This window comes from Pseudoalteromonas sp. DL-6, from assembly GCF_004328665.1.
In the GTDB taxonomy this organism is placed as follows: domain Bacteria; phylum Pseudomonadota; class Gammaproteobacteria; order Enterobacterales; family Alteromonadaceae; genus Pseudoalteromonas.
On the sequence record NZ_CP019770.1, the window covers coordinates 567968 to 593536 of the forward strand.

General features: G+C 42.1%; 24 protein-coding genes. 18 read left to right on the forward strand and 6 right to left on the reverse strand.

Annotated elements, in window-relative coordinates:
• Positions 1-7: 7 nt before the first annotated feature.
• On the reverse strand, positions 8-448 hold the full coding sequence (locus B1F84_RS02630) for a hypothetical protein (RefSeq protein ID WP_010390680.1): 441 nt from the start codon (positions 446-448) through the stop codon (positions 8-10).
• Between the two features lie 5 nt (positions 449-453).
• Positions 454-771, reverse strand: a complete 318-nt coding sequence (locus B1F84_RS02635; RefSeq protein ID WP_076919883.1) for a DUF883 domain-containing protein — start codon at positions 769-771, stop codon at positions 454-456.
• 564 nt (positions 772-1335) lie between these two features.
• Here B1F84_RS02635 and mraZ point away from each other — a divergent pair.
• The 16 genes from mraZ to lpxC all read left to right on the forward strand — a co-directional run bounded on the left by mraZ (position 1336) and on the right by lpxC (position 19086).
• A complete protein-coding gene (mraZ, locus tag B1F84_RS02640) occupies positions 1336-1794 on the forward strand; it encodes a division/cell wall cluster transcriptional repressor MraZ (RefSeq protein ID WP_010390682.1) in 459 nt (152 codons plus the stop codon).
• A gap of 29 nt (positions 1795-1823) precedes the next feature.
• A complete protein-coding gene (gene rsmH, locus B1F84_RS02645) occupies positions 1824-2762 on the forward strand; it encodes a 16S rRNA (cytosine(1402)-N(4))-methyltransferase RsmH (protein ID WP_054202314.1) in 939 nt (312 codons plus the stop codon).
• Positions 2759-3085, forward strand: coding sequence for a cell division protein FtsL (gene ftsL, locus B1F84_RS02650; protein ID WP_010390691.1), 327 nt, complete (start codon positions 2759-2761; stop codon positions 3083-3085). Before rsmH ends, ftsL begins: the two co-directional genes overlap by 4 nt.
• Complete coding sequence (locus B1F84_RS02655; protein WP_010390693.1) at positions 3082-4899, forward strand: peptidoglycan glycosyltransferase FtsI; 1818 nt, start codon at positions 3082-3084, stop codon at positions 4897-4899. The genes ftsL and B1F84_RS02655 overlap by 4 nt, the downstream gene beginning before the upstream one ends.
• Positions 4892-6370, forward strand: coding sequence for a UDP-N-acetylmuramoyl-L-alanyl-D-glutamate--2,6-diaminopimelate ligase (gene murE / locus B1F84_RS02660; protein ID WP_165489690.1), 1479 nt, complete (start codon positions 4892-4894; stop codon positions 6368-6370). Before B1F84_RS02655 ends, murE begins: the two co-directional genes overlap by 8 nt.
• Positions 6367-7749 carry a UDP-N-acetylmuramoyl-tripeptide--D-alanyl-D-alanine ligase gene (gene murF, locus B1F84_RS02665; RefSeq protein ID WP_131690496.1) on the forward strand — a complete coding sequence of 461 codons (1383 nt, stop codon included), beginning with the start codon at positions 6367-6369 and terminating at the stop codon, positions 7747-7749. Before murE ends, murF begins: the two co-directional genes overlap by 4 nt.
• Entirely contained in the window at positions 7749-8831 is a 1083-nt protein-coding gene (gene mraY / locus B1F84_RS02670; RefSeq protein WP_131690497.1) for a phospho-N-acetylmuramoyl-pentapeptide-transferase, read from the forward strand. Before murF ends, mraY begins: the two co-directional genes overlap by 1 nt.
• Entirely contained in the window at positions 8832-10166 is a 1335-nt protein-coding gene (murD, locus tag B1F84_RS02675) for a UDP-N-acetylmuramoyl-L-alanine--D-glutamate ligase (protein WP_131690498.1), read from the forward strand. It begins immediately after the preceding gene.
• Positions 10163-11338 (forward strand): cell division protein FtsW, encoded by a 1176-nt coding sequence (gene ftsW, locus B1F84_RS02680; RefSeq protein WP_010390699.1) that lies wholly within the window; start codon positions 10163-10165, stop codon positions 11336-11338. Before murD ends, ftsW begins: the two co-directional genes overlap by 4 nt.
• Complete coding sequence (gene murG / locus B1F84_RS02685; RefSeq protein WP_010390701.1) at positions 11335-12411, forward strand: undecaprenyldiphospho-muramoylpentapeptide beta-N-acetylglucosaminyltransferase; 1077 nt, start codon at positions 11335-11337, stop codon at positions 12409-12411. The genes ftsW and murG overlap by 4 nt, the downstream gene beginning before the upstream one ends.
• Positions 12412-12453: 42 nt before the next feature.
• The gene (gene murC / locus B1F84_RS02690) at positions 12454-13863 is read left to right on the forward strand and encodes a UDP-N-acetylmuramate--L-alanine ligase (protein WP_240702022.1); all 1410 of its coding nucleotides are present in this window, start codon (positions 12454-12456) and stop codon (positions 13861-13863) included.
• Complete coding sequence (locus tag B1F84_RS02695) at positions 13860-14780, forward strand: D-alanine--D-alanine ligase (protein ID WP_131690500.1); 921 nt, start codon at positions 13860-13862, stop codon at positions 14778-14780. The genes murC and B1F84_RS02695 overlap by 4 nt, the downstream gene beginning before the upstream one ends.
• 1 nt (position 14781) lies before the next feature.
• Positions 14782-15543 carry a cell division protein FtsQ/DivIB gene (locus B1F84_RS02700; protein WP_109875355.1) on the forward strand — a complete coding sequence of 254 codons (762 nt, stop codon included), beginning with the start codon at positions 14782-14784 and terminating at the stop codon, positions 15541-15543.
• Positions 15544-15556: 13 nt separating this feature from the next.
• Entirely contained in the window at positions 15557-16789 is a 1233-nt protein-coding gene (ftsA, locus tag B1F84_RS02705) for a cell division protein FtsA (protein ID WP_131690501.1), read from the forward strand.
• 21 nt (positions 16790-16810) lie between these two features.
• Positions 16811-18067 carry a cell division protein FtsZ gene (gene ftsZ, locus B1F84_RS02710; RefSeq protein WP_076919893.1) on the forward strand — a complete coding sequence of 419 codons (1257 nt, stop codon included), beginning with the start codon at positions 16811-16813 and terminating at the stop codon, positions 18065-18067.
• Between the two features lie 107 nt (positions 18068-18174).
• Positions 18175-19086, forward strand: a complete 912-nt coding sequence (lpxC, locus tag B1F84_RS02715; protein WP_010390707.1) for a UDP-3-O-acyl-N-acetylglucosamine deacetylase — start codon at positions 18175-18177, stop codon at positions 19084-19086.
• A gap of 80 nt (positions 19087-19166) precedes the next feature.
• On the opposite strand, the gene yjjG is transcribed toward lpxC, so the two are convergent.
• From yjjG to B1F84_RS02730, 3 genes are all read right to left on the reverse strand, one after another.
• Complete coding sequence (yjjG, locus tag B1F84_RS02720) at positions 19167-19844, reverse strand: pyrimidine 5'-nucleotidase (protein ID WP_131690502.1); 678 nt, start codon at positions 19842-19844, stop codon at positions 19167-19169.
• Positions 19845-19855: 11 nt separating this feature from the next.
• A complete protein-coding gene (gene yjjX, locus B1F84_RS02725) occupies positions 19856-20395 on the reverse strand; it encodes an inosine/xanthosine triphosphatase (protein ID WP_131690503.1) in 540 nt (179 codons plus the stop codon).
• Between the two features lie 167 nt (positions 20396-20562).
• The gene (locus B1F84_RS02730; protein ID WP_008114793.1) at positions 20563-21462 is read right to left on the reverse strand and encodes a phosphoribulokinase; all 900 of its coding nucleotides are present in this window, start codon (positions 21460-21462) and stop codon (positions 20563-20565) included.
• A 115-nt stretch (positions 21463-21577) separates the two neighbouring features.
• On the opposite strand from B1F84_RS02730, the gene B1F84_RS02735 reads away from it, so the two are divergent.
• A complete protein-coding gene (locus B1F84_RS02735) occupies positions 21578-22453 on the forward strand; it encodes a hypothetical protein (RefSeq protein WP_131690504.1) in 876 nt (291 codons plus the stop codon).
• A 61-nt stretch (positions 22454-22514) separates the two neighbouring features.
• The gene (locus tag B1F84_RS02740; protein ID WP_076919897.1) at positions 22515-22880 is read left to right on the forward strand and encodes a hypothetical protein; all 366 of its coding nucleotides are present in this window, start codon (positions 22515-22517) and stop codon (positions 22878-22880) included.
• Positions 22881-22957: 77 nt separating this feature from the next.
• Here B1F84_RS02740 and B1F84_RS02745 read toward each other — a convergent pair whose 3' ends face one another.
• A complete protein-coding gene (locus tag B1F84_RS02745; RefSeq protein ID WP_131690505.1) occupies positions 22958-25531 on the reverse strand; it encodes a M1 family metallopeptidase in 2574 nt (857 codons plus the stop codon).
• Positions 25532-25569: the final 38 nt, after the last annotated feature.

Here is a 25569-nt window from a genome sequence, read left to right on the forward strand (position 1 = left end):
GTATGCCTTATAATTTAAGCAGCTGCTTTAGACTATTTAGCGTTTTAGTAAAGCCAATTTTTTTGCTTAGATAAACTGCGTTCCGCCACAGCCAAATTAAGCATAAAATTTGTAGGCTGATCACTACAGTAATGCTCAGCCAAATCGAGCTAAATAAGTCAAAAGTCGCAAAGCCTACAATACCTAAAAACCCGACCCACAGTAACACCAAGCCACTGGCAAAACATCCGAGTAGGATGGTGATCAGTGCTAAGGATCTTAACGACAATTTCCATTCAGCTATGGCAAGCTGATGTGTCAACTTTCCTTGTTGATGATAATCATCCTTGAGCTGCGCTGCATAATCAGCAAGCTTAGCAACATGATCTTGCCAGTCATCGGCATGTTTTGCCGATGACTGCGAATCTGTCGATTGTGATTCACTTGATGTTGAATGTAGGTTTTGCATTAGTATTACTTGCGACGAAATAGTGCAGTAACTAACATACCAGCAGCAAATGCAAGACCAGCCGTTGCTAATGGGTTTTCTGATGCGAGTTGACGAGTCTTAGAAGTACATTCTTCTAATTTCTCGCGAGCTGCTAATTGTTTCTCATTAAGTGTTTCTGCTGAGCTGCTTGCTCCTTTACGAACGCCATTTTCAGCTACCGCCGCTTTACTCGATAATGCATCTACTGCGTCATGCGCAGCTGATGTTGCCTTATCTGTTAACGGGGCCTCAATCTCTTGTTTTGTATCAATAGGTGTTTTGCTCTTTGTTGCCGTAGCCATAATCAATCCTTAATAGTTTTTTAAAAGTAATTATTAAGGTGCAATGATTAAACCAGTTTTTAACTCATTGTTTTTTATGGATTGTATTTTATTTACTAATTTTTAGTAGGTTTATAGCTGTAACTATTGCGACAACAGTTTGTAATTTTTACAAACTAAGGCGTTTTGATCATTCGAGGTTGATTTTTCCTTTGCTTACTCGGTTATACATTTCAGGTCACGATTTAGTTGCACCTAGTTCGAATAAACAAAGCCCTACACACCCTAAATAAATTGTAATTATTCACTGTTTATTCATTAAGCAAATAATGCCAGTAAGCTAATAAAAAAAACGATAAAAAATTTTTTACTGGCTGATCAGATTTTTTACTAAACAATTCAACCGCTTTAATCTGAGCCTTATTTTTTCAGGCTTCGCGGGGCGCTAAAGCTGGGTGACTTACTTGACAAAAAGGCTTGTCAAGCCCTAAACTGGAGCACTGTGGTAAAAAGTGGTGTTTAGTGGATCAAACTGGATCGGGTTAATCAAAAAGTTGATTAAAATAATTTTACAATAGGCTTTTTATGTTTCGTGGCGCAAGTTCACTGAGTTTGGATGATAAAGGACGTTTTGCGGTACCAACAAAGTACCGAGACACGCTATTGTCTGAAGATCAGGGAACGGTTATTTGCACTGTTGCACTCAATGAGCCTTGCCTTTGGTTATACCCCCTTGCTGAATGGTTAGAAATAGAAAGCCGTTTAGCAAAAATATCTAATATGAATCCCAGAGCGCGACGGATGCAACGTATGTTGTTAGGTAATGCGACAGAGTATCAGCTTGATAAAAACGGTCGAATTTTGCTGGCGCCTTCTTTGCGCTCACATGCAGAACTTGGCAAAAAAATTATGCTGGTGGGCTTAATGAATAAATTTGAGATTTGGGATGAGGCGCGTTGGCACGAACAAATGCGCCAAGACACTGAGCTTGAAAGGCTTGGTGAATTTGAACCGAATGACGATTTAGATAACTTTACCCTCTAGCAGCAAAACAAAAAGGCAAAAAATAGCTAATGACAGCGCAATTTGAACACGTATCCGTATTAATGGAAGAAACCATAGATGCACTTGCAATTAAGCCAGACGGCATTTATATGGATGGCACCTTTGGACGTGGCGGACATTCAGGGCAAATATTAGCGCGCTTGGGCGACGCTGGTCGCTTGCAGGCTATTGATCAAGATCCACAAGCTATAAAGTCAGCAGAAAAGTTTGCCGATGATTCACGTTTTTCGATTGCTCACTCACGGTTCTCAAAGTTATACGAAGTTGCTGAGCAAAACGATCTAATTGGTAAAGTTGATGGCATTTTACTTGATATTGGTGTGTCGTCACCGCAGTTAGATGATGCCGCTCGTGGCTTTAGTTTTATGAAAGACGGCCCGCTTGATATGCGAATGGATCCAAGCACAGGCCGTAGCGCTGCGCAGTGGTTAGCTGAGGCGGAACTAGATGACATTACCCATGTGATCAAAAAGCTAGGTGAAGAAAAATTTGGTAAGCGCATTGCGCACAAGATATTGGAAGTGCGTGAACATACGCCAATCACTACCACTAAACAGCTCGCAGATTTAGTTGATGAAGCAGTACCCGTTAAAGATAAGTTTAAACATCCTGCAACGCGCACGTTTCAGGCAATTCGTATTTATATCAATAGCGAGTTAGAGGAAATTCAAACCGCACTACAAGCGGCGATTAAAGTTCTTAAGCCGGGTGGTCGCTTAGTTGTTATTTCTTTTCACTCTTTAGAAGATCGCATTGTAAAACAATTTATTAAAAAACAGAGTAAGGGAGAAGCGATACCCAGAGGTCTGCCTTTAACCGACGCACAAATAAATAAAAACCTGACGTTAAAAGCAGTGGGTAAAGCTATTAAACCAAGTGCTGATGAAGTGGCTCGCAATCCACGCTCTCGTAGCTCAGTACTAAGGATTGCACAGAGGTTGGGATGAGTAAAAAAGCGAGTTATCGCCAACCCAATCTATTTATTGAAATAATTAAAGGCCTAGGTGCGAACAAGATCACCTTGGCCTTGTTGGTTGTGATATTCGCGTCAAGTTTGAGCGTGGTGCAGGTAACTCATTTATCTCGTGCGCAATTAATTGAGCAAGATTCGTTACTGCAAGAGCGTGATGAATTGGATTTAGAGTGGCGTTATTTTTTAGTGGAAGAAGAATTTTATTCGCAACATGCACGCATTGAAGAAGTGGCAACGTCACAATTAGAAATGAAGCGGCCAACCAGCCAAGATGAGCAGGTAATTATATTACAATGAGAACGCGAGGCAAAAAACCAGTCAACAACCTAATCGCATGGCGCTTTATTTTAGTGTGCGCGGTGATTTTTTTAGTGTTTGTGACTTTGGTATCGCGCGCCGCATATTTGCAAGTAATTGAACCCGATAAGGCTCGCTCCGAAAGTGACAAGCGTACAGTACGTGTTGAAAAATTGCATGTGCAACGCGGTATGATCTTCGATCGTAACGGTAAAGAGTTAGCTGTTAGTGTGCCTGTAGTCAGTGTGTATGCAGATCCTAAAGCTTTGCATAAATCACTGGTGAGCAAAGTGCTCAGACAAGCCCGTAAAAATGGTGAAGATCAGCAAACTCTGCGTGAAAATGTCGCTGAGCTAAACAAGCGTACCGCCCTGTATTATAAAAACGATTTGCGCTGGCGTGAACTAGCCGATGTACTGCGCATTGAACCGAGCAAAATTAATACCCGACTACTTGATGATCCTACTCGTCGCTTTGTTTACTTAAAACGCCAAGTTACTCCGGCTGTTGCTAATTATATTGGCGATTTACGCCTACCAGGTATTCATTTATTAGATGAATCAAAACGCTATTACCCTGCCGGTGAGGTCAGTGCGCATATCATTGGTTTTACTAATATCGATGGCAAAGGCATTGAAGGCATTGAAAAGCTTTACGAAAATGCACTCACAGGTGAAGAAGGCCGACGTACGATTCGAAAAGATGCTCAAGGACGTGAAGTTGAAGTGCTTGATGAGCGCGAGCGAGTGGAGCCTGAGAGTATTCAACTGAGTATTGATCAGCGTATTCAGGCGATTGCCTACAAAGCGGTTAAATCAGCGGTATTAACTTACAAGGCCACTTCAGGTTCAGCCATGGTGGTTGATGTTAAAACTGGTGAAGTTTTGGCTATGGTAAATAGTCCTTCATTTAATCCTAACAATTTAAGCGGTGCGGCTCCTCATAAGCGTCGTAACCGTGCAATTACCGATTTGTTTGAACCCGGCTCAACCGTTAAGCCTCTAGCCATTTTAGCTGGATTAGACTACGGCACAATCCAACCGGATGACAAAGTTGATACCTACCCAGGCTGGATGCGTTTAGGGGGCAGCTTAGTACAAGATACCCGTAATCATGGTGAAATGACGCTGCGCGAAATTTTAAAGTACTCCAGTAATATGGGCGTAACGAAAATAAGCCAAACCGTGCCCAAAGACTACTTTGTAGGTCTTTACCAAAAGGTGGGTTTTGGTAGTGATAGTGGTACCGGCATGGTCGGGGAAAGCAGTGGTTTATTTTACCCAAACCGTCGTTGGTCAGATCACGAAATTGCCGCACTTTCGTTTGGTTACAATATTGCCGTGAGTACCGCGCAAATGGCTCGTTTTTACGCCATGTTAGGCGCAGGTGGGGTTAACCGCCCACTCACTGTACTAAAGCAAGACTCTATACCTGAAGGTGAACGTGTTTTTCAACAACAAGATGTTGAAGCTGTAGTTCATATGATGGAAAGCGTATTTGAAGAAGGTGGTACCGCACGCCGTATTAAAGTTGATGGCTACCGTGCAGCTGGTAAAACAGGTACTTCTAAAAAGGCCGCTGCAGGTGGTTATGGTGACGAATATGTAGGTTATTTTGCGGGCATTGCCCCTGCGAGTAATCCGCGATTAGCCGTTGTGGTATTAATCAACGAGCCCGGTGGAGATGTTTATTACGGTGGCGCAACGGCAGGTCCGGCGTTTGCAGAAATAATCTCTAATTCATTAAGAATTTTAAACGTTGCCCCAGATAAAGACTCGGTGGCATACGTGAAGGGCAAAGATGATGGTGCGTGATTTACACACAATTTTAAAATATTTAGAAATAGATGCAGCAAGTTTAATGGTAAACGAGTTGCGTTTAGACAGCCGCGATGTAAAACCTGGTGATGTGTTTGTGGCAATAAAAGGTCATCAGCTTGATGGCGGACAGTTTATTGATAAAGCAATTGAGAATGGTGCCAGTGCAATTATTGCCGACAGACTGTGTGAGTTTGAAAGTGATTTTGAGCCGCTTTATTTAGTCTCAGAATTAAATAAAAAATTGCCTGTATTAGCGAGTAAATTTTACCAGCAACCGAGCCTAGAATTAGATTTAGTTGGCGTAACAGGTACCAATGGTAAGTCGACTACTACCGCAATGATTGCTCATTTAGCACAGTTTTGTCGTACCCAAGCCGCAATTATAGGCACGCTCGGTTATGGCCATCCAGATAATTTAACACCGCTACAAAACACCACACCATCAACGGTTGATTTACAGCATATTTTAAGTGACTTAAAAGAGCAGCAACATCGCTTAGTAGCGATGGAAGTATCATCGCATGGATTGGTACAGCACCGTGTTGATCAGTGCCATTTCAAAGCGGCGGTATTTACTAACCTATCTCGTGATCATCTAGATTATCATGGTGACATGGATAGTTACGGTGATGCCAAATTGATGCTGTTTCGTGATTTTGATGCTGCCAATGTCATTCTTAACCAAGATGACGGACAAGCAGAGCAATGGATTGAAAAATATAGCTTTAGTAAACTAATTTGTTATGGCCGTAAAAACTTAGCCCCTAAAAACGCTCAGTTTGTGTATTTTTCTGATGTTAGCTATTCAGCAACCGGTATTTCGGCGCAATTAACTACAAGTTGGGGTGATATTGCCATAAAATCACCGTTATATGGTGAATTTAATCTATACAATTTAACCGCTGCTTTAGCCACATTATTAGCGCTAGGTTACCCATTAACGCAATTAGTGGCAGGGTGTGAGTATTTGCAACCTGTAGCAGGCAGAATGCAAGCATTTACAGCGCCAAATATGCCTACTTGCGTGGTTGATTATGCACATACGCCTGATGCACTCGCACTAGCGTTACAAGCGCTGCAACAACATGTACCAGGTGGAGTGAGTTGTGTATTTGGTTGCGGCGGCGACAGAGATAAAGGTAAACGTGTACTAATGGCACAAGCCGCCGAGCAGTTTGCAGACAAAGTGATCATTACCAGTGATAACCCGCGCTCTGAAGATCCCAATGAAATTATTAATGATGTAGCTGCAGGATTAACACACCCACAAAACGCCCTTTTAGAGGCCGACCGGGGTGCTGCGATACAATTTGCTATAGATAACGCAAAAGCCGGTGAGGTTATTTTAATTGCCGGTAAAGGGCATGAAGACTATCAAATTATAGGTAACAAACGCATTGATTTTTGCGACCGCCAATTTGTACAACAACAATTAAAACAAGCAGTAAGAGGGTCTCAAGCATGATCCCAATGGATTTTGATTGGCTAGCTAATGTGCTAGCAACCGATTATCAAGGTGATAATCGTCAAGTAATAAATATAAACACCGATACCCGTACTTTATGTGATGGTGAAGTGTTTTTGGCACTTAAAGGCCCTAACTTTGATGGTCATAAGTTTATTGAGCAAGCAAAACAAAAAGGTGCTATTGGAGTCATTGTCGATCACGCTGTTGATACCGACATTGCTCAATTTGTAGTTGCCGATACCCGTATTGCATTAGGCACAATTGGAACAGCGGTTATGGCGCAAGTTGCACCTAAAACTATCGCTATTACTGGCAGTGTAGGTAAAACCACAGTTAAAGAAATGTGTGCCGCTATTTTATCAAGTAAAGGGGATGTTTTAGCGACTAAAGGCAACTTCAATAATGATATTGGCGTGCCTCTTACCTTATTGAGATTAGAGCCACAGCATCGTTATGCTGTTATTGAACTCGGTGCAAACCATATTGGTGAAATTGCCTACACTACCGCCATGACCAAACCGGATGTTGCCGTGGTATGTAATGTTGCCGCGGCACATTTAGAAGGTTTTGGTAGCTTACAAGGGGTAGCACAAGCCAAAGGCGAAATTTACGATGGTTTAAAAGACGATGGCATTGCCATTGTTAATTGCGATAGCGAGTTTAGTCAGTATTGGCTTGATAAATTAGCAGCGCGAAAGGTTAAATGTTTTTCTAGCAGTGAAAAACTGGATATTTGGGCTGAGGACATCAGCCTAGATGCACAAGCTCGAGCAAGCTTTATGTTATGTACCAAACAACACAGAGTTCCGGTTACGTTAGCATTGCCAGGCAAGCATAATATTAGCAACGCGCTTATTGCTGCGGCATTAACCAGTGAGTTTGACGTGTCGCTTGAAGAAATTGCCAGCGCCCTAGCGACCATGGGTGAAGTTAAAGGGCGGGTTAACCTGATTGAAGCTAGTGATTCACTCACCATTATTGATGATACTTATAATGCCAACGTTAAATCGGTAAAAGCGGCGATTGATTTACTTAGCGATATTCAAGGTCATCGTATTTTGGCTCTCGGTGATATGGGGGAGCTTGGTGAAGATGCTCGTAAGTATCATCAAGAAGTGGGCGAATATGCATTAGCGCAAGGCATTGATGAGCTATTTACACTCGGTGTATTAAGTAAGTCAGCAAGTGATGTATTTGAGCTGCCTAATCGTCACTTTTCAAATCGTGAGCAAATGCTGCAGCAAATTCAAAACAGTATTAGCAAAGTAGATAAAAAAATTACCCTTGTCGTGAAAGGATCACGCAGTTCTCGCATGGAGCTTTTAGTAACCGATTTAGTTAATGGCCAGCAACAAGCCATCAATGGAGTATCATAATGTTAGTTTGGCTGGCTGAGTATTTAACTCAATATTATAGTGGCTTTAATGTTTTTTCGTATTTAACTCTTCGTGCCATTTTAGGTATTTTGACCGCATTAATTATGTCGCTTTATTTGGGGTCAAAGTTAATTCGTGGTTTACAGCGCATGCAAATTGGACAAACAGTACGTGATGATGGTCCGCAATCGCATTTGTCTAAATCGGGTACGCCGACCATGGGTGGCTTACTTATTTTAGCGGCAATATTCACCAGCACTTTATTGTGGGCTGATTTGTCTAATAAATACGTATGGGCCACATTATTTGTGATTGGTTCATTGGGGATTGTTGGCTTTATTGACGATTACCGCAAAGTGATCCGCAAAGATCCTAAAGGACTGATTGCTAAGTGGAAGTATTTTTGGCAATCAGTAATTGCATTGGTTGTAGCAACTGCACTTTACATGACCAGTACCCAAGCGACAGAGACATCTCTTGTTGTACCATTTTTTAAAGATGTACTGCCACAGCTAGGACTGTTTTATATCGTAATCACGTATTTTGCATTAGTGGGCACCTCAAACGCGGTAAACTTAACCGACGGACTAGATGGCTTAGCTATTGTGCCAACAATTTTAGTGGCTGCAGCGCTGGCTATTATTGCTTATTTAACCGGTAATATTAACTTTTCAGCTTATTTACATATTCCGCATTTGCCACTTGCCAGTGAATTGGTAGTGGTGTGTACCGCTATTGTGGGTGCAGGGTTAGGCTTTTTATGGTTTAACACCTACCCAGCACAAGTGTTTATGGGCGATGTAGGCTCGTTAGCTCTAGGTGGTGCATTAGGTATTATTGCTGTGCTGGTTCGCCAAGAGTTATTACTTATTATTATGGGGGGCGTGTTTGTAATGGAAGCGCTGTCGGTAATTTTACAAGTTGGCTCTTATAAATTACGCGGCCAGCGTATTTTTAAAATGGCGCCGATTCACCACCATTATGAACTTAAAGGATGGCCAGAGCCACGCGTTATTGTGCGCTTTTGGATAATTTCTATTGTGCTGGTGCTCGCTGGCCTTGCGACATTAAAGATCCGATAAATGCAGTATTTAAACGAGATAAAAAATAAACAAATAACAGTGCTCGGGCTCGGTGTAACCGGCCTGGGCATTGTGCGCTTTTTATTATCTCAAGGAATACAGCCCAATGTAGTCGATAGCCGAGAAAATCCTCCCGGTGTTGATTGGCTCAAGCAACATGCCGCTAATCTAAATACTCACTTTGGTGATTTAAATAACGCGGCGCTCAGTGCTTGCGATATGATCATTATTAGTCCCGGGCTAAGTTTAAAAACCCCTGCGGTTGCACAGGCAATGAATGCAGGTGTAGAAATAATTGGTGATGTTGAGTTATTTGCCCGCATTAACACTAAACCAGTTGTTGCGGTAACAGGTTCAAACGGTAAATCAACGGTAGTAACCCTTGCTTACGAAGTATTAAAAACCGCAGGTTATAAAGTAGCACTGGGCGGCAATATTGGCACAGCTGTACTGGATTTACTTGACGGTGACTTTGATGTGTTTGTATTGGAACTATCGAGTTTTCAGCTTGATACCACTGACAGCTTAAAAGCCAGCAGTGCAACTGTGCTTAATATTTCAGAAGATCATCTCGATCGCTATGATAGCTATCAAGCTTATATAGATTCAAAGTTAAGTATTTATAACGGCGCTGAACTTTTAGTTATTAATGCTGACGATAGACAAACCCACCCAGTGAGTCGCACGTTAGCACCACAAGTTAGTTTTGGAGAAACACAAGGTGATTACCACTTAGCACAGCATAATAACGAAGCGTACTTTATGGTAAAGGGCGAAGCTTATTTACCAGTAAGTACTTTAGCTGTTGTGGGTAAGCATAACTATTTAAACACATTGGCAGTAATGGCGTTACTCAGCCCGTTTGAAATAACTAAAGCGCATTATAAAACTGCGTTAGCTCAATTTAATGGCTTGGCACATCGTTGCCAGTTTGTGGGTGAGTTTAATAGCGTTAAGTATTTTAATGATTCTAAAGCCACCAATGTAGGCGCAACAATTACCGCTATTGATAGTTTAGCGGGTAAGCAACAAAACTTAGTGGTTATTGCTGGTGGCGATGCCAAAGGCGCGGATTTAGAGGCACTTAAACCTTATGTTGAGCAACACGTTAAAGCCCTCATTTGCTTTGGTAAAGATGCAAAAGAGTTAGTGGCACTAACTGCTAAAGGTCATTTAACCACTAACATGTCTGAAGCTGTGGCGCTTGCTAAACAATTAAGTACGTCAGGCGATACGGTTTTATTAGCCCCAGCCTGCGCCAGTATAGATATGTACAACAACTATATGCAGCGCGGTGATGATTTTGTGCATTGTGTATTGCAGGAGCTGCCATGATAGCTTTTGCGGATATTAAAGAGGCATTTACTCCTAAACCTTCGGCGCAGCTTTATGATGTGCCGCTCCTTTATTGCATGTTAATGCTAATAGGGGTGGGCTTTGTGATGGTAACTAGTGCTTCAATGCCGACGGCCGATAGGCTGTTTGGCAATATTTATCATTTTACTATCCGCCACGGTATTTTTTTAGGGCTCTCGTTTTGTTTATTTTGCATTAGTACTCAAGTACCTATGTCGTGGTGGAAAAAAGCTAATCCCTACTTATTACTAATCGGCTTAGTGTTGTTATTGGTAGTGCTTATTGTCGGTCGTGAAGTTAATGGTTCGACCCGCTGGATACCTATAGGGCCATTTAATATTCAGGCTTCCGAGCTCGCTAAGTTATTCTTTTTTAGTTATATCGCTGGCTATTTAGTGCGTAAGCGCAGTGAAGTACAAGAAAACATAAAAGGCTTTGCTAAACCCATAGCGGTATTTGCCGTTTATGCGGCACTTATTTTAATGCAGCCCGATTTAGGAACCGTGGTGGTGATGTTTGTTACTACGGTTGGTTTATTGTTTTTAGCCGGTGCCAAGCTTTGGCAATTTTTTGCACTTATTTTAACCGGTATTGCGCTGGTGGTTGGGTTGATTGTGTTTGAGCCCTATCGTATGGCGCGTGTGGTGGGTTTTTTAGAACCTTGGGATGACCCTTTTGGTAAAGGTTATCAATTAGTGCAATCACTGATGGCTTATAGTCAAGGTGATTGGTTTGGCCAAGGCTTAGGTAATAGCGTACAAAAATTACAATATTTACCGGAAGCACACACCGATTTTATTTTTGCCGTGATTGCTGAAGAACTCGGTTTTATGGGCGTATTGAGTATTTTAATGGTATTAGGGACATTAGTATTTAGAGCGCTACTAATTGGCCAAAATGCGCTTAAAAACGGTAAAGAATATGAAGGCTATTTAGCTTTAGCTATCGGTATTTGGTTTGCATTTCAAACTATGGTTAATGTAGGCGCCAGTGCCGGTATATTACCAACCAAAGGACTAACCCTACCGTTTATTTCCTATGGTGGCTCAAGTTTATTAATGATGACCATAGCCACTGGTATTTTATTACGGGTAGATTTTGAAACGAAGATGGCAACTAAACAGGCCACGTCGGGGGGAGCTAAACGATGAGTAAAAAAATAGTCGTTGTAGCAGGGGGCACAGGTGGACATATTTTCCCGGGGATTGCGGTTGCTGATTATCTCAAACAGCAAGGTTGGCAAGTTAGCTGGATAGGCACTCCTGATAGAATGGAAGCCAGTGTCGTGCCCAAGCACAACATAGAAATTGATTTTATTGATGTAAAAGGCGTGCGAGGTAATGGTTTAAAACGCCTCATTAAAGCGCCATTCATGGTTATTAATGCAATATTGCAGGCGCGTAAAGTATTAAAACAACAACGCCCTGACGTGGTTTTAGCTATGGGCGGCTACGTGACAGGCCCTACGGGTATTGCAGCAAAAAGTCTCGGTATCCCTTTGGTAATTCATGAGCAAAACGCCGTAGCTGGTATGAGCAATAAATGGCTAGCGAAATTTGCGAATCGCGTATTAGCTGCATTTCCAAGTGCTTTTGCCAGTGGTAAAGCTGAGCTGGTGGGTAACCCTGTGCGTCAGAGTGTAGTTGATATACCTAAGCGGGAAATATCAAGTCCAATTAATATGCTTGTAGTGGGTGGCTCACTAGGTGCGCAAGTACTTAACCAAACACTGCCTGAAGCATTTAAGCGCTTAAATGATACCTGTGCCATTAATGTTTGGCACCAAACTGGTAAAGGCCATTTTGCTAGTGTGAGCGAAAGTTACCAGCAGCAACAAATGGGCGATGAACAAGTAACTGTTGCTGAATTTATTGATGATATGGATACCGCTTATAGCTGGGCCGATATTGTGATTTGTCGCGCCGGAGCGCTAACGGTTAGTGAAATTGCTGCAGCAGGTAAAATGGCGGTATTTGTACCGTTTCCACATGCGGTTGATGATCACCAAACAGCAAATGCACAGTATTTAGTAATGGCAGAAGGGGCATTATTAATGCCACAGGGGCAATTTAATCAGCGCAGCATTGTTGAACTTTTAAGTCCCTATTTAGCCGAACCTTTATTAATAACTAAAATGGCTGCTAAAGCAAAGCAGCAGGCTATTTTAGATGCCACAGCCAGCGTCGCTATGCACTGTGAGCAAGTAACAAATAAGAGAATATAAGTGAAACAGACATTAGCAAAAGAAAAATATACACGCCCTGCGATGCGCCGCATTGAAACTATTCACTTTGTAGGAATAGGTGGTGCAGGTATGGGCGGTATTGCAGAAGTATTGGCTTTTGAAGGTTACCGTATTACCGGCTCGGATATAGCGCATAGCGCCATGACCGAGCGTTTAATTCAAGCGGGCGCTGAAGTATTTATTGGCCATCATGAAAATAATGTAAAAGACGCTAATGTGGTGGTGGTTTCAAGTGCAATTGATAAAACAAACCCTGAAATTCAAGCCGCGCAAGCTGCACGTATTCCGGTGGTTCGCCGTGCAGAAATGTTAGCTGAGCTGATGCGTTTTCGTCATGGTATTGCTATTGCCGGTACCCATGGCAAAACCACAACAACCAGTTTAATTGCCAGTATTTATGCACAAGCAGGGCTCGATCCAACCTTTATTATTGGCGGTTTATTAAATAGTGCTGGCAGCAATGCTAAAGTAGGCAAAAGCGACTTTTTAATCGCTGAAGCGGATGAAAGCGATGCTTCATTTTTGCATTTACAACCTATGGTATCGGTGATCACTAATATTGAAGAAGATCACATGGAAACTTACGGCGGTAGTTTAGAAAAAATGAAAGATACTTATGTTGAATTCATTCATAACCTGCCGTTTTACGGGTTAGCGGTGGTGTGTATTGATTCAGACGTTGCTGCTGAATTGATCCCCCGTTTTGGTCGTCCGGTGATCACTTACGGTGAGTCACACGAGGCTGATTATCGAATGAGTGACTTTAGCCAAACAGCGAACACATGCCAATTTACGGTGACTAATAAACAAGGTGAGAGTTTAACCGCCAAGCTGAATATGCCGGGTAAACATAATGCCCTCAATGCAACCGCAGCGATTGCCGTGGCTAAAGATCAAAATATTGCGAATCATGCTATTTTAGCGGCTTTAGATACTTTTGAAGGCATTGGCCGTCGTTTTCAGCATTATGGTGAATTTGAAAACGAATGCGGTAATGTGATGTTAGTAGATGACTATGGTCATCACCCATCAGAAGTGGCAGCTACCATCACCGCAGCGAGAGAAGGCTGGCCTGATAAGCGTTTAGTGATGGTTTATCAGCCGCATCGCTATACTCGTACTCGCGATTTATACGAAGATTTTGTGAAAGTACTCGCCGAGGTTGATCAGTTGCTATTGCTTGATGTTTACAGTGCAGGCGAAGAGCCGATAGTGGGCGCTGATAGTAAGAGTTTATGCCGCAGTTTACGCCAACGTGGCAAAGAGCCATTGCATGTAGCTTCAAGCTCAGAGCTTGCAGGTGTACTTGCTAACTGCCTGCAAAATAATGATTTAGTACTTACGCAAGGTGCAGGTAACATAGGTCAGTTAGTTAAAAACTTAGCAGCAACAAATATGTCGATAGAAAAATTAAAGCAAGGTGAAGTATGACACAGGTAAGTTCCCAGTTTGGTAAAGTAGCGGTGCTGCTAGGTGGAAACTCAGCAGAGCGCGACGTGTCATTAAAATCTGGTAAAGCAGTCCTTAATGCACTTCTTGCCTGTGGCATTGATGCGATTGCGTTTGACCCTCAAAATCGTTCATTGTGGGAATTAAAAGACTTAAACGTTGATCGCGTTTTTATTGCGCTGCATGGCCGAGGTGGTGAAGATGGCACAGTACAAGGTGCTTTAGAGTTTATGAACTTGCCTTACACCGGCAGTAATGTATTGGGTTCAGCATTGGCAATGGATAAAATTCGTTGTAAGCACTTGTTTAAATCGGCAGGCTTAAGCACAGCACCTTATGCGGTAGTTGATGCTAAAAAAGGCTTTGATGCTAAAGCAATTATCGATGAGTTTAAAAAAGTGATGGTAAAACCATCGCACGAAGGCTCAAGTATTGGTATGGCACAAGCAAGCTCTGCAGAAGAGCTTGAAGATGCGCTCAGCAATGCATTTAAGTTCGACAGCCAAGTATTGGTAGAGCAGTGGATCTCGGGGCGCGAATTTACAATTACGGTGCTTGGTGATGAAGTACAACCTGTGATTGAAATGAGCACGCCAAATGGTTTTTATGACTACCAAGCTAAATATCAGTCAAGTACGACACAATATCATTGTCCTGCTGATTTATCACAACCGGATACCCAAAAACTACAAGCAATGGCACTCGATGCGTTTGATTTGGTGGGTGCAAGTGGCTGGGGTCGCGTCGATGCAATGCAAGATCAGCAAGGCCAATTTTACTTGTTGGAAGTAAATACCGTGCCAGGCATGACAGAAAAATCATTGGTGCCAATGGCAGCAAAAGCCAATGGGGCAAGTTTTGAGCAATTAGTTGTTCGCATTTTGGAGCAAACCCTTTAATATGCATCCCTTTTTAGAGAAAGCGCAGCAACTAAAACAGCAACTTAACTGGTCGCTGATTTTTGGAGTGAGCTTTTTTCTGGCTGTGGTGATTGGGTTAATTGAAATAACCAATGGGGTTTCCCATTGGTTAGTTGCAAATAAAGATGCGCAAATTAAGCATCTAACGGTGTTGGGGAGCCCCAAATACACCGATGAAAAAGCAATAACTACCGCGATAAAAAAAGCGGATTTAAGTAGCTTTTTTGAGTTAAACGTAAAGCATGTTCAGCATTTAGTGCAAGAACTACCTTGGGTTGCAACGGTATCGGTAAGAAAGCAATGGCCTGATACTATCCAAGTTTACGTGGTAGAGCATCAAGCGGTCGCTCACTGGAACAGTGATTTATTGATTAACCAAAGCGGCGAGGCGTTTGAGGCTAAAAGTGATAAATTAAGTGCCACATTACCCCAGTTATATGGGCCAGAAGGCAGTGAAAAAGAAGCATGGGTAGCGTTTAAACAGTTTGATGAAATGCTTAAAGTAAATGCACTAACGCTCACTAGCCTTGCGCTATCTGAGCGGTTTTCGTGGCAACTTTGGTTAGATAATGGCGTGCGTTTAAATTTAGGGCGCAAGGATAAAGCCAAGCGTGTACAGCGTTTTATAGACGTTTATTCACGCATAGAACAACGTGCTGATGCACAGATAGATGCAATTGATTTACGCTACGATACCGGCCTTGCAGTGAGCTATAAGCCAATGCAAGAACAGCAATTATAATAAAGAGTAAGGCATGACTAAGTCAGCAGAAAGAAACCTAGTGATTGGATTAGACGTTGGCACTTCGAAGGTAGTGGCCACGGTAGGTGAAATCACCACAGATAACAAGCTCAGCATTGTTGGCGTGGGGAGCCAAGTATCTTATGGAATGGATAAAGGCGGCGTTAACGATTTAAATTTAGTGTCTGAGTCTATTCGCCGCGCAATTGATGAAGCTGAATTGATGGCTGATTGTCGTATTAGCTCGGTTTATTTGGGTATTTCTGGCAAACATATTCAGTGTCAGAACGAAAGTGGTGTTGTCGCTATTAACAACACCGAAGTAACCGATGAAGACATTGAAAATGTAATCCATATTGCTCGCTCAGTACCAATTTCAGCTGAACGCAAAATGTTGCATGCGCTGCCACAAGAGTACAGCATTGACATGCAAGAGGGGATTAAAAACCCACTCGGTATGAGTGGGGTGCGTATGGAAGCGCGCGCGCACATTATTACCTGCTCCAGCGACATGGCTAAAAATATAGAAAAATGTGTTGAACGTTGTGGGCTTGAAGTTGACCAACTTATATTCACTGCGCTTGCCTCGTGTTACTCCGTACTGACTGATGACGAAAAGGAGCTAGGTGTTGCGGTGCTGGATATTGGTGGTGGTACTATGGATATCACTATTTATATTAATGGTGCGCTGCGTCATTCGGCGGTAATTCCGGTGGCAGGCAACCAAGTAACCGGTGATATTGCAAAAATATTTCGTACACCTATATCACATGCAGAGTCACTCAAAGTACAATATGCCTGTGCCAGTAGCCAAATGGCGAGCAGCGAAGACACAATTGAAGTGCCAAGCGTAGGCGGGCGACCAGCAAGACTGATGTCTAGGCATACGTTGTCAGAAGTGGTTGAGCCACGTTTTAGAGAATTATTTGAGTTGGCGATGGAAGAAATTCGTCGCTCAGGATTAGAAGACCAAATTGCAGCAGGTCTCGTCATTACTGGCGGAACTGCTAAAATGACTGGCGCAATGGAAGTGGCTGAAGATATTTTTCAGATGCCAGTAAGAATAGGTAAACCAATTGGTGTAGTAGGTTTAACTGATTATGTTGATGATCCATCGTACGCAACTGCTGTAGGTTTGTTACAATACGGGCGTACTATGCAGTCGATGAATGCACAAAAGTCGAAAGCGGATGATAACAATAATTGGTGGAACCGCATCACAAAATGGTTTCAAGGCGAGTTTTAGTACTCAAGTCGGAGAGTAAATATGTTTGATATAATGGAACAACACAGCGAAGAAGCTGTAATAAAAGTAATCGGTGTAGGCGGTGGCGGCGGTAACGCAGTTGAGCACATGGTAAAACAACAAATAGAAGGTGTTCGTTTTATCGCAGCCAATACGGATGCGCAAGCATTACGTAATTCAGCCGCTGATGTAACGGTACAATTAGGTACGCAAATAACCTCTGGGTTAGGTGCTGGTGCCAACCCTGAAGTAGGTCGTCAGTCGGCTGAAGAAGACGCAGAGACCATTCGTGCCAGCCTTGAAGGTGCCGATATGGTATTTATAGCGGCAGGTATGGGCGGCGGTACAGGAACCGGTGCTGCGCCAGTTGTGGCTAAAATTGCTAAAGAACTGGGTATTTTAACTGTTGCTGTGGTAACACGTCCGTTTGATTTTGAAGGTAAAAAGCGTGCCGCTGCTGCGGAGCAGGGGATTAGCGAATTATCTGAAATTGTGGACTCGTTAATCACTATTCCAAATAACAAGTTACTAAAAGTATTGGGTAAAGGAACAACTTTACTGGATGCGTTTGCTAAAGCAAATGACGTATTGTTTGGTGCAGTACAAGGCATTGCTGAGTTAATCACTCGCTCGGGTCTAATTAACGTGGATTTCGCCGACGTACGTACTGTTATGTCTGCAATGGGCACAGCGATGATGGGGACTGCATCTGCATCGGGTCCTGATCGTGCACAAGAAGCAGCAGAAGCCGCTATTTCAAGCCCGCTTCTAGAAGACGTAGATTTAACCGGCGCTAAAGGTATCTTGGTTAATATTACAGCGGGTATGGATATCGCGATTGAAGAATTCGAAATTGTGGGTAATCACGTTAAGGCGCTAGCGTCTGAAAATGCAACGGTTGTTGTTGGCGCGGTAATTGACCCAGAAATGACAGACGAGCTACGTGTAACTGTGGTTGCAACTGGCTTAGGCGGCGATCGTCGTCCACAGTTTGGTATTGTAGATAACGGTTTCAAAAAAGCGTCAGGCTCTGATGTTACTAGCTCAAGCACACAAACAAGCAGCAGCATGTATGTACCTAGCTTCGCAAGCCAAGGCACAAGCACAACTGACGAGTCAGCAACGACTTCGCAAACTGAATCAAAGGAGCAAGGCACATCGTCTAGTTCTTCAAGTTCTTCAGCGAATACGTCGTCAAGCAGCGCTAAGAAAACAGATAAGTCTGAGGGTGGCGATTATTTCGACATTCCTGCTTTTTTACGTAAACAAGCAGACTAATTAAAAACAGTACTTTTGTGCGAAATGTGAACGAATATTGTAGTTATACCGTATTTATGCTACACTCCGCCGTCTAACTGTAATATATACTTAAAGTGAGCGAACCTATGATTAAACAGCGTACGATTGCACAAGTAGTCAAAGCCATAGGAATTGGACTTCATAAAGGTGAGAAGGTCACAATAACTCTCCGACCTGCGAGCGCAAATACTGGGATTGTATTTCGTCGTGTCGACCTTGATCCGGTTGTTGATTTTGAAACAACGCCTGAAGCCGTTGGTGATACGCAATTGTGTACCTGTTTAATAAACAAAGATGGTGTTCGCTTATCAACTACTGAGCATTTAATTGCAGCTGTTGCGGCAATGGGTATCGACAATCTGATTGTTGAACTTGATAGCTCAGAAGTACCAATAATGGATGGTAGTGCATTACCATTTATTTATTTATTACAAAAAGGTGGCATTGAAGAGCAAAATGTCGCGAAGCGCTTTATTCGTATTAAAGAAAAAGTACGTATTGAAGAAGGCGATAAATGGGCCGAAGTAGAACCTTACGACGGATTCCATATCGACTTTGAGATTGCCTTTGATCACCCTGCAATCAATGAAAGCCGCCAACGCATTGGCTTAGATATTACCGCACAAAGCTTTACTGAAGAGATTAGCCGTGCGCGTACTTTTGGCTTTATGAAAGACATTGAATACATGCATGCTAATAACCTTGCACTAGGTGGTAGCATGGATAGCGCAGTGGTACTTGATGAATTTAAAGTTTTAAATCCGAACGGTCTGCGATACCCAGACGAGTTCGTCAAGCATAAGATACTAGACTGTGTAGGTGACATGTTTATGACAGGTCATAACCTTTTAGGTAAAGTAACGGCATTTAAATCAGGCCATGATTTAAACAACAAGTTACTACGCAAAATTATGGCAACTGAGTCAGCATGGGAGTGGGCAACCTTTGAAACGCCTGTTTCGATGCCTGCACCCGGTCTTGAATTAGCAAACGCCTAATCAGTTAATCGCTTACATACAGTTATAAAAAATGACGCTTATTAGCGTCATTTTTTTTGGCTGTTTGTAATCACAATCAGTCAGGTCAGACCTAAAATAGTTTGTAACTGTTTTAACTCAGTGACTTGATACGTTGGCTTAATACCTTCAGGTAAGATTACCCCAGGGTGCTGTAACCAGCAGGTGTCTATGCCTGCATTTCGTCCACCAAGAATATCACTGCTGGCGGTATCACCTACCATTAAAATTTGCTCTTTCGGTGGATTCCCCATTAAATTAAAGGTGTGCTCAAATATCTCTTTTGCAGGCTTAGCAATACCTACTTTTTCAGAAATTACCAGCCAATCGAACATATCTTGCAGCCCCGTATGTGCTAAGCGACGTGCTTGCAGCTGAGAAAAGCCATTAGTGATAATACCTAATTTGGCATGAGGTTTTAGGGCGTTTAATAATTCAACCGCACCGGGTAAAGGCATACAAATTTCAGCCATTGCCGATAAAAAATCATCATTAAGTTGCTGAGCTGGTACATCAAGCTTATTTGCCAGCTCACTAAAACGAGTTACTTGCAGGTGGTTTGCGGTAATTTCGTTATTTTGATAGGCAATCCATAATGGCTTATTGGTATTTTGGTAATGGTCATAATCTGCCTTGGTAAAATCCATGTCATAAGCTGCCAACATTTTTTGTAAGCCAGCAAAGGCATTAAAGCTAAATAAGGTTTCGTCGGCATCAAATAATATGTAGTTATACTTCATTAAAACATCCGTTATTGATTATATAAAGTGGGATTAAGAAAAGGCGCCATGGCGAGAGTCAGCGCTTGAGTATAGGTACTTTCTCGTGTTGCATGATGATCAGTTAATAAACCAATAGCACCCCCTTGCTGCTTGATATTGGTGGTATTAAAAGCCTTATCCATCACGTCTCCGAGCTCTTCACCTTGCAGCAATGCTTTATAAAAAACCGGAGGCAAAGGTAAGTTACTGCTTCGGCCTGTAACTTGCTGTGCGCCGTCATCAATAACAACATAGGCAAAGGTTGCTGCACCATAGCTAAATTGCGCTGCGCCACCTTCCATCGCTATGTAGTAGTCTGCTTGATGCTGTGCTTTACAGTAGTTAACTCGGTTTTGTGCACCCAAACACGTCTGCTCTTCGCCTATAGGTTGATCGGGTACATCAGAGGGGGCGTGAACGCCACCACATTCAATTACCTGCTCGGGAAAATACATCGCAAAAATGTGTTTAGCGGCATTTACTTTTACTGGGTTGTTAGACCCGACAATAATTTTAATAGCTTGCGACATACTGCTCTCATCATACTTAAAATCAGCAGTGTACGTGAGTTAGACTAAACAAAAAAGAGCAGAATGTATTTGCGATCACTTGATAAAAGAGGTGGCCAATTTCATAAGATCATCACATGTTGTTAGATCTTATGAACCAAGTACTTTCTAAGAAATGAGCGATACACTTAAATAGGAATTTCAGGTGGGGCTAATTTTGCTAAGGCGCGCTTTTTCAAAATAATATCTTTGATCAGTGGCGTAAGCACTAGTTCCATTGCCAGTCCCATTTTGCCACCGGGCACTACAAGCGTATTGATCCGCGACATAAAGCTGCCTTCAATCATGCGTAAATAATACGGGAAATCAACGTCATCAATGCCCCTAAAGCGAATAACGACAAAGCTTTCATCAAGGGATGGGATATCTTTAGCGCTAAATGGATTAGAAGTATCAACGGTTGGCACTCGTTGAAAGTTAATATGGGTACGTGAAAATTGCGGCGTTATATGATTAATGTAGTCATCCATACTGCGCACAATCGAGTCCATTACTTTTTCACGAGAATGACCGCGTTCTGAGGTATCGCGAATAAGCTTTTGGATCCACTCAAGGTTAATAATTGGCACCATGCCTATAAGTAAATCAACATGCTTAGCAACATCATGATCTTCGTCGACCACGCCGCCATGTAAGCCTTCGTAAAACATTAAATCTGTGTTTTGCTCAAGCTCTTGCCAAGGAGTAAATGTTCCTGGTAACTGGTTATAAGGCACGGCTTCATCAAAGGTATGTAAATAACGACGCAGTTTACCTTCGCCTGTTTCACCATACTTAGTAAATAAGTCTTCTAATGCACCAAAGTCATTGGCTTCTCGGCCAAAATAACTGATATGTTTACTTTCTTGTTGGGCTTCTCGAATTTTTTTGTCCATTTCAGGACGTGTATAGCGATGAAAGCTATCACCTTCAATAAATGCAGCATTGATGTCGAGGCTGCGGAAAATATGCTTCACGGCATTGGTGGTTGTTGTAGTGCCTGCTCCAGATGAGCCGGTGATTGCAATAATAGGGTGTTTAGCTGACATGTTTGTTCTCTTTTTTATGACCCGTTAGTTATAAAGACCTTACTAAGCTAGGTCAAGTGACGTCATCAGTAAATAACGTTATCATGAGGTGCTTAAAATTAAAACGAGAGAAAGCATGAAACTGATCAAACCGTTGTTAGGGCTAATAACAATTAATGCTTTAACATTAGGCGTTGCCCAAGCAAATATGCCTAAAAGTCAAATACTACTTGCCGATTTAAATACCCCGCATGGCATACGCGTAAGCATTGTTAGTGATAAAACCAGCTACAACAATCAGCCCCATTTAACCGATACGGGCCTTTATTATACGCGTGAGGTAATCAGTAATAAGCAGAGCCAAACTGATATTGCACGTTATGATTTATCATCAAAACAAACCTCTATGATCACAAATACAGCTGTAAGTGAGTATTCGCCAACAGTAACACCGAGTGGCGATAGTTTATCTGCTATCGTGGTTGAAGAAGATGGCAAACAAAAACTATGGCAATATCCGCTGAGTACAGAGCTGGCACCAAGTCGTATTTTTGATTGGATTGAGCCTGTGGGCTATCACGCTTGGGGAAATAACAACGATTTAGTAATGTTTATTTTAGGCGAGCCACATACATTACAATATACCTCGGTTGTTGCGGCTAAAGGTGAGGTTGTAGCAAATAACATTGGTCGCACACTTATTTATAATAAAGCGCAGAGGGAATTTTTATTTAGTCATAGTAAGAATGGCCAGCATCACTTAGCCCGTTTGGAACCACAAACCAAGCAGGTGAGCAACATCCTTAGGCTGCCAAACCAAGTACAAGACTTCATCTTAAAAGATGAAAATACCATTGCTTACGCAATTAAAAACCGTATCTATCAACGAAAACTAACAGCAGGTTCTGACATATCGCAATGGCTTGATTTAAGTCAATATTGCGATACTGAAATAAGCCGGTTGAGTTATAACAACGATAAGCTTGCATTTGTCTGCCACGTAACACAATAAAGTAAGACTTCATATTGCGTATGCGTTAAGGTTATACATAAATCAACGAATAGGGATAAACATGGCCTACAGTGCAGACGAGTTAACAGAGCAGCTGATAAAACTAGAGTGTAGAAGTAACTTTAAAATAAAAAACATTGCTGAGTATATGCTAGCAAACTCTAAAGAAGCGTTTTACACCCATGCCGAAACAGGGAAAGGTAAAATTGTGATCCGCCCTGCATTTGAAGTATTTAGTGATGACTTTACTGATATTGATGGCGTAGTGCGTACTCAAGGTTATTTTCATAGCAGTGAAATGACCCGTTTTCCCACTCGTATTTATAAAAGCGCACAGCCTATTCATTATGGTGTCGCTTTTAAAATTAACTCTGAACAAGCGGCAAAAGAGTTTATAGCTAAGCTAACGATGATTATTGGCGGTTAATAGAATGGTGCAGGGCTAAAGGCAAAAGGTGCAAGATAAAATCTTCAACCTTTAACCCTTAACCTTTAGCTTTTAACTTATTTACTATTTAAAAAGCTATTTACTGATTTGAGTTCACGGTTTTTAAGTGCAATACAGTCATTCGTACTTTCTGCAAGCTTACTTAATGTGCGCGCATAGCCAGGAACTTCATCAAGTTTAGCGTCAAAGAATTTTTGCGTTGTCGCTAAACTTTCAGCATCACAGCTAGCAGTAGTAAAGTAAGGTAAGTTAGGCACAAAAAACGGTGGTAAACTTGCTGTTACTTTATCGTAGTTGCTATAAACCCAATCAATAAACAGTGCTTGGCGTTCATCGGTGTAACTTTGCCCCGATAAAATAGTACGCATATCAGAAGCGGTTACTTCATCGGTTAAGCTATATGTAAGCACAGATTTTTGAAGTTCAGGTTTACCAAAATAGCCCATTGCAGCCAGCATATTGGTACGCACTTGTGGATCTTTAGTGGTTTTAAAGGTTGTCATAAATTGATCAAGCAGCGCTTTATCACCATGAAAAGCCGCAAGGCGTAAGTAAGTACCCGCTAAATAAGGGTCTACTTTTTGCGGATCGTTTAAGTAAGCGGCTGTTTGTTGCTTAGCTTTATTGATCACATTCTTATCTTCACCATCAAAGCCTAAACGCGATACCACCGCAGCTCTCAGTTGAGCAACAGCGCCATCCTCACCCATTTTTGCCTCTAGGCCATATTTTTTAGCGGCAGGCATGACTGCATTTTGAATAAATGTAGGCCATAAATCTTTGTTGCTATCGTCTTTAAAGGTACGTTGCTGAGATGCTAAATAACCTAAAGCAGTGTTAGCCACGCGAGGATGACTATCGCTGGCAAAAACTTCAAGCGTTTGCATCAGCTTAGCAGCAGAAATTACACCTGCGTCAAGTAAAGCGTCAGTGGCCGATAATAATGCAAGGCGCTCACGGTCGTTTAACACGCTCGCTGCATTATCTATTAGTGCGTTAAATTGCGCATCGTCCATGACCCAGCGGTAGTAACCTAGCGCACCTTGGTCTGGATATATCCACTCTGGCTCAAAATCTAATTCTAGCGTTTGGCTTTGTTTATTAAGTAATACACTGGCAGTTTTTACTTTATCGCCAGCACCATATTTAATAGCAACGGGTACATTCCACAGTTGGGCTGGAGCATCAACACCGGCATTGGCAAAACGACTTTGCGAAATCGTAATGTTATTACCTTGCTGCTTAACGTTAATTAGCGGAAATGACGATTGTTCAATAAACGATTTCAAAACACTCGCTACATCTTTGTTAGATGCTTTACCAAGTGCCTCCCATAAATCGGCGGCTTCGGCATTTTTATAAGAGAACTCTTTTAAGTAATTTTGAATGCCAGCTTGAAATGCGTCTTCGCCAATCCAGTTTTCAACCATCGCCAGTACTGAGCTACCTTTGCTGTATGCAAGGCCTAAACCGTCCATAATATCGGCTTCGGTTTTAATTGGTTTACGAATTGGCTTAGTGCTTAAGCGAGCATCTAACGCCATTACATTATTTTGTGGTAAATCTAGGTGTGATTCAAACTCAGGATTAAGTTGCTTAGTAATTTTTGCTGCCATCCAGCTTGCAAACGCTTCGTTTAACCATAAGTCGTTCCACCATTTCATAGTCACTAAGTTACCGTACCATTGGTGAGCTAATTCATGGGCAATAATAGAAACATTACGTTGCTTTTTACTTCGCGTTGCAGCTTCTAAATCAACCAGAAGAATATCTTCGCGATAAGTTACCAAACCTGAATTTTCCATGGCGCCAAACGGAAACTCTGGAACAGCCACTGAATCTAGCTTTTTATATACATAAGGAATACCAAAGTACTCTTCAAGTGCGCCCAGTACTTTAGGCATATTCTCTTTTGCATACTGCGCTAAATGAATTTTACCCTGTGGGGTGATCACACGCCCAGGAATTGGCATGCCTTTAATTTCTAACTCTTCAAACGGGCCTACAGCCATAGCCACTAAGTAAGATGGAATTGGCGGCGTTTTATCAAAGTAATGAGTAGTCATATCGCCACTGACCGTTGTTTTTAGCTCAGGTGTATTTGAATACACTTTTTGTGAGGTGGGGGCGGTAATGGTTAACTGAAACGGAATCTTATAGCTTGGTTCGTCAAATACAGGAAACGCACGACGGGCATCACTCATTTCAAATTGGGTGAACAAGTACGGAACGCCTTGATCTAGGGTTTTATATAACCCCACACTTTGGCGATTATATGGCGCGGAAAAATCAATTTTTAAAGTGTATTTACCTGGCTGAATTTGTTCTTCACAGCTAAATTTAACTTTACCTGTTTTAAGCATTTCGCTGTTTAAGTCGCAGTTTTGCTCACCCAATAGTTGAACCATTTTGGTTGCGTAATCAACACCATTAAGTTCAATGTAGTGTGTTGGTTTAAGCACCTCCAAACTGATCTCAGTCATTCCTGTAAAAGTATCCTGACTTGGGTCGAGTGTTAAAGCAACTTTTTGTGAACTTGGCTTTGCGAGTTTTTCAATGACGAATTCATTAGCGTTAGCAGCATTCATCGCAAGCGCAACGCTCACGGTTAAGAGGCTTTTAAAAAACATAGTTATCCCTAGATTTTTGTTGTTAGAAGAGTGAGTAC

What these genes read in the sequence shown, in the direction of transcription:
- B1F84_RS02655 (WP_010390693.1), top strand. Translation starts at nt 3,082, where the DNA reads ATGAGAACGCGAGGCAAAAAACCAGTCAACAACCTAATCGCATGGCGC.
- ftsA (WP_131690501.1), top strand. Translation starts at nt 15,557, where the DNA reads ATGACTAAGTCAGCAGAAAGAAACCTAGTGATTGGATTAGACGTTGGC.
- B1F84_RS02740 (WP_076919897.1), top strand. Translation starts at nt 22,515, where the DNA reads ATGGCCTACAGTGCAGACGAGTTAACAGAGCAGCTGATAAAACTAGAG.
- murD (WP_131690498.1), top strand. Translation starts at nt 8,832, where the DNA reads ATGCAGTATTTAAACGAGATAAAAAATAAACAAATAACAGTGCTCGGG.
- murC (WP_240702022.1), top strand. Translation starts at nt 12,454, where the DNA reads ATGCGCCGCATTGAAACTATTCACTTTGTAGGAATAGGTGGTGCAGGT.
- mraY (WP_131690497.1), top strand. Translation starts at nt 7,749, where the DNA reads ATGTTAGTTTGGCTGGCTGAGTATTTAACTCAATATTATAGTGGCTTT.
- murG (WP_010390701.1), top strand. Translation starts at nt 11,335, where the DNA reads ATGAGTAAAAAAATAGTCGTTGTAGCAGGGGGCACAGGTGGACATATT.
- B1F84_RS02730 (WP_008114793.1), bottom strand. Translation starts at nt 21,462, where the DNA reads ATGTCAGCTAAACACCCTATTATTGCAATCACCGGCTCATCTGGAGCA.
- lpxC (WP_010390707.1), top strand. Translation starts at nt 18,175, where the DNA reads ATGATTAAACAGCGTACGATTGCACAAGTAGTCAAAGCCATAGGAATT.
- B1F84_RS02635 (WP_076919883.1), bottom strand. Translation starts at nt 771, where the DNA reads ATGGCTACGGCAACAAAGAGCAAAACACCTATTGATACAAAACAAGAG.
- mraZ (WP_010390682.1), top strand. Translation starts at nt 1,336, where the DNA reads ATGTTTCGTGGCGCAAGTTCACTGAGTTTGGATGATAAAGGACGTTTT.
- B1F84_RS02745 (WP_131690505.1), bottom strand. Translation starts at nt 25,531, where the DNA reads ATGTTTTTTAAAAGCCTCTTAACCGTGAGCGTTGCGCTTGCGATGAAT.
- yjjG (WP_131690502.1), bottom strand. Translation starts at nt 19,844, where the DNA reads ATGAAGTATAACTACATATTATTTGATGCCGACGAAACCTTATTTAGC.
- murF (WP_131690496.1), top strand. Translation starts at nt 6,367, where the DNA reads ATGATCCCAATGGATTTTGATTGGCTAGCTAATGTGCTAGCAACCGAT.
- B1F84_RS02695 (WP_131690500.1), top strand. Translation starts at nt 13,860, where the DNA reads ATGACACAGGTAAGTTCCCAGTTTGGTAAAGTAGCGGTGCTGCTAGGT.
- ftsW (WP_010390699.1), top strand. Translation starts at nt 10,163, where the DNA reads ATGATAGCTTTTGCGGATATTAAAGAGGCATTTACTCCTAAACCTTCG.
- B1F84_RS02630 (WP_010390680.1), bottom strand. Translation starts at nt 448, where the DNA reads ATGCAAAACCTACATTCAACATCAAGTGAATCACAATCGACAGATTCG.
- yjjX (WP_131690503.1), bottom strand. Translation starts at nt 20,395, where the DNA reads ATGTCGCAAGCTATTAAAATTATTGTCGGGTCTAACAACCCAGTAAAA.
- ftsL (WP_010390691.1), top strand. Translation starts at nt 2,759, where the DNA reads ATGAGTAAAAAAGCGAGTTATCGCCAACCCAATCTATTTATTGAAATA.
- ftsZ (WP_076919893.1), top strand. Translation starts at nt 16,811, where the DNA reads ATGTTTGATATAATGGAACAACACAGCGAAGAAGCTGTAATAAAAGTA.
- B1F84_RS02735 (WP_131690504.1), top strand. Translation starts at nt 21,578, where the DNA reads ATGAAACTGATCAAACCGTTGTTAGGGCTAATAACAATTAATGCTTTA.
- B1F84_RS02700 (WP_109875355.1), top strand. Translation starts at nt 14,782, where the DNA reads ATGCATCCCTTTTTAGAGAAAGCGCAGCAACTAAAACAGCAACTTAAC.
- rsmH (WP_054202314.1), top strand. Translation starts at nt 1,824, where the DNA reads ATGACAGCGCAATTTGAACACGTATCCGTATTAATGGAAGAAACCATA.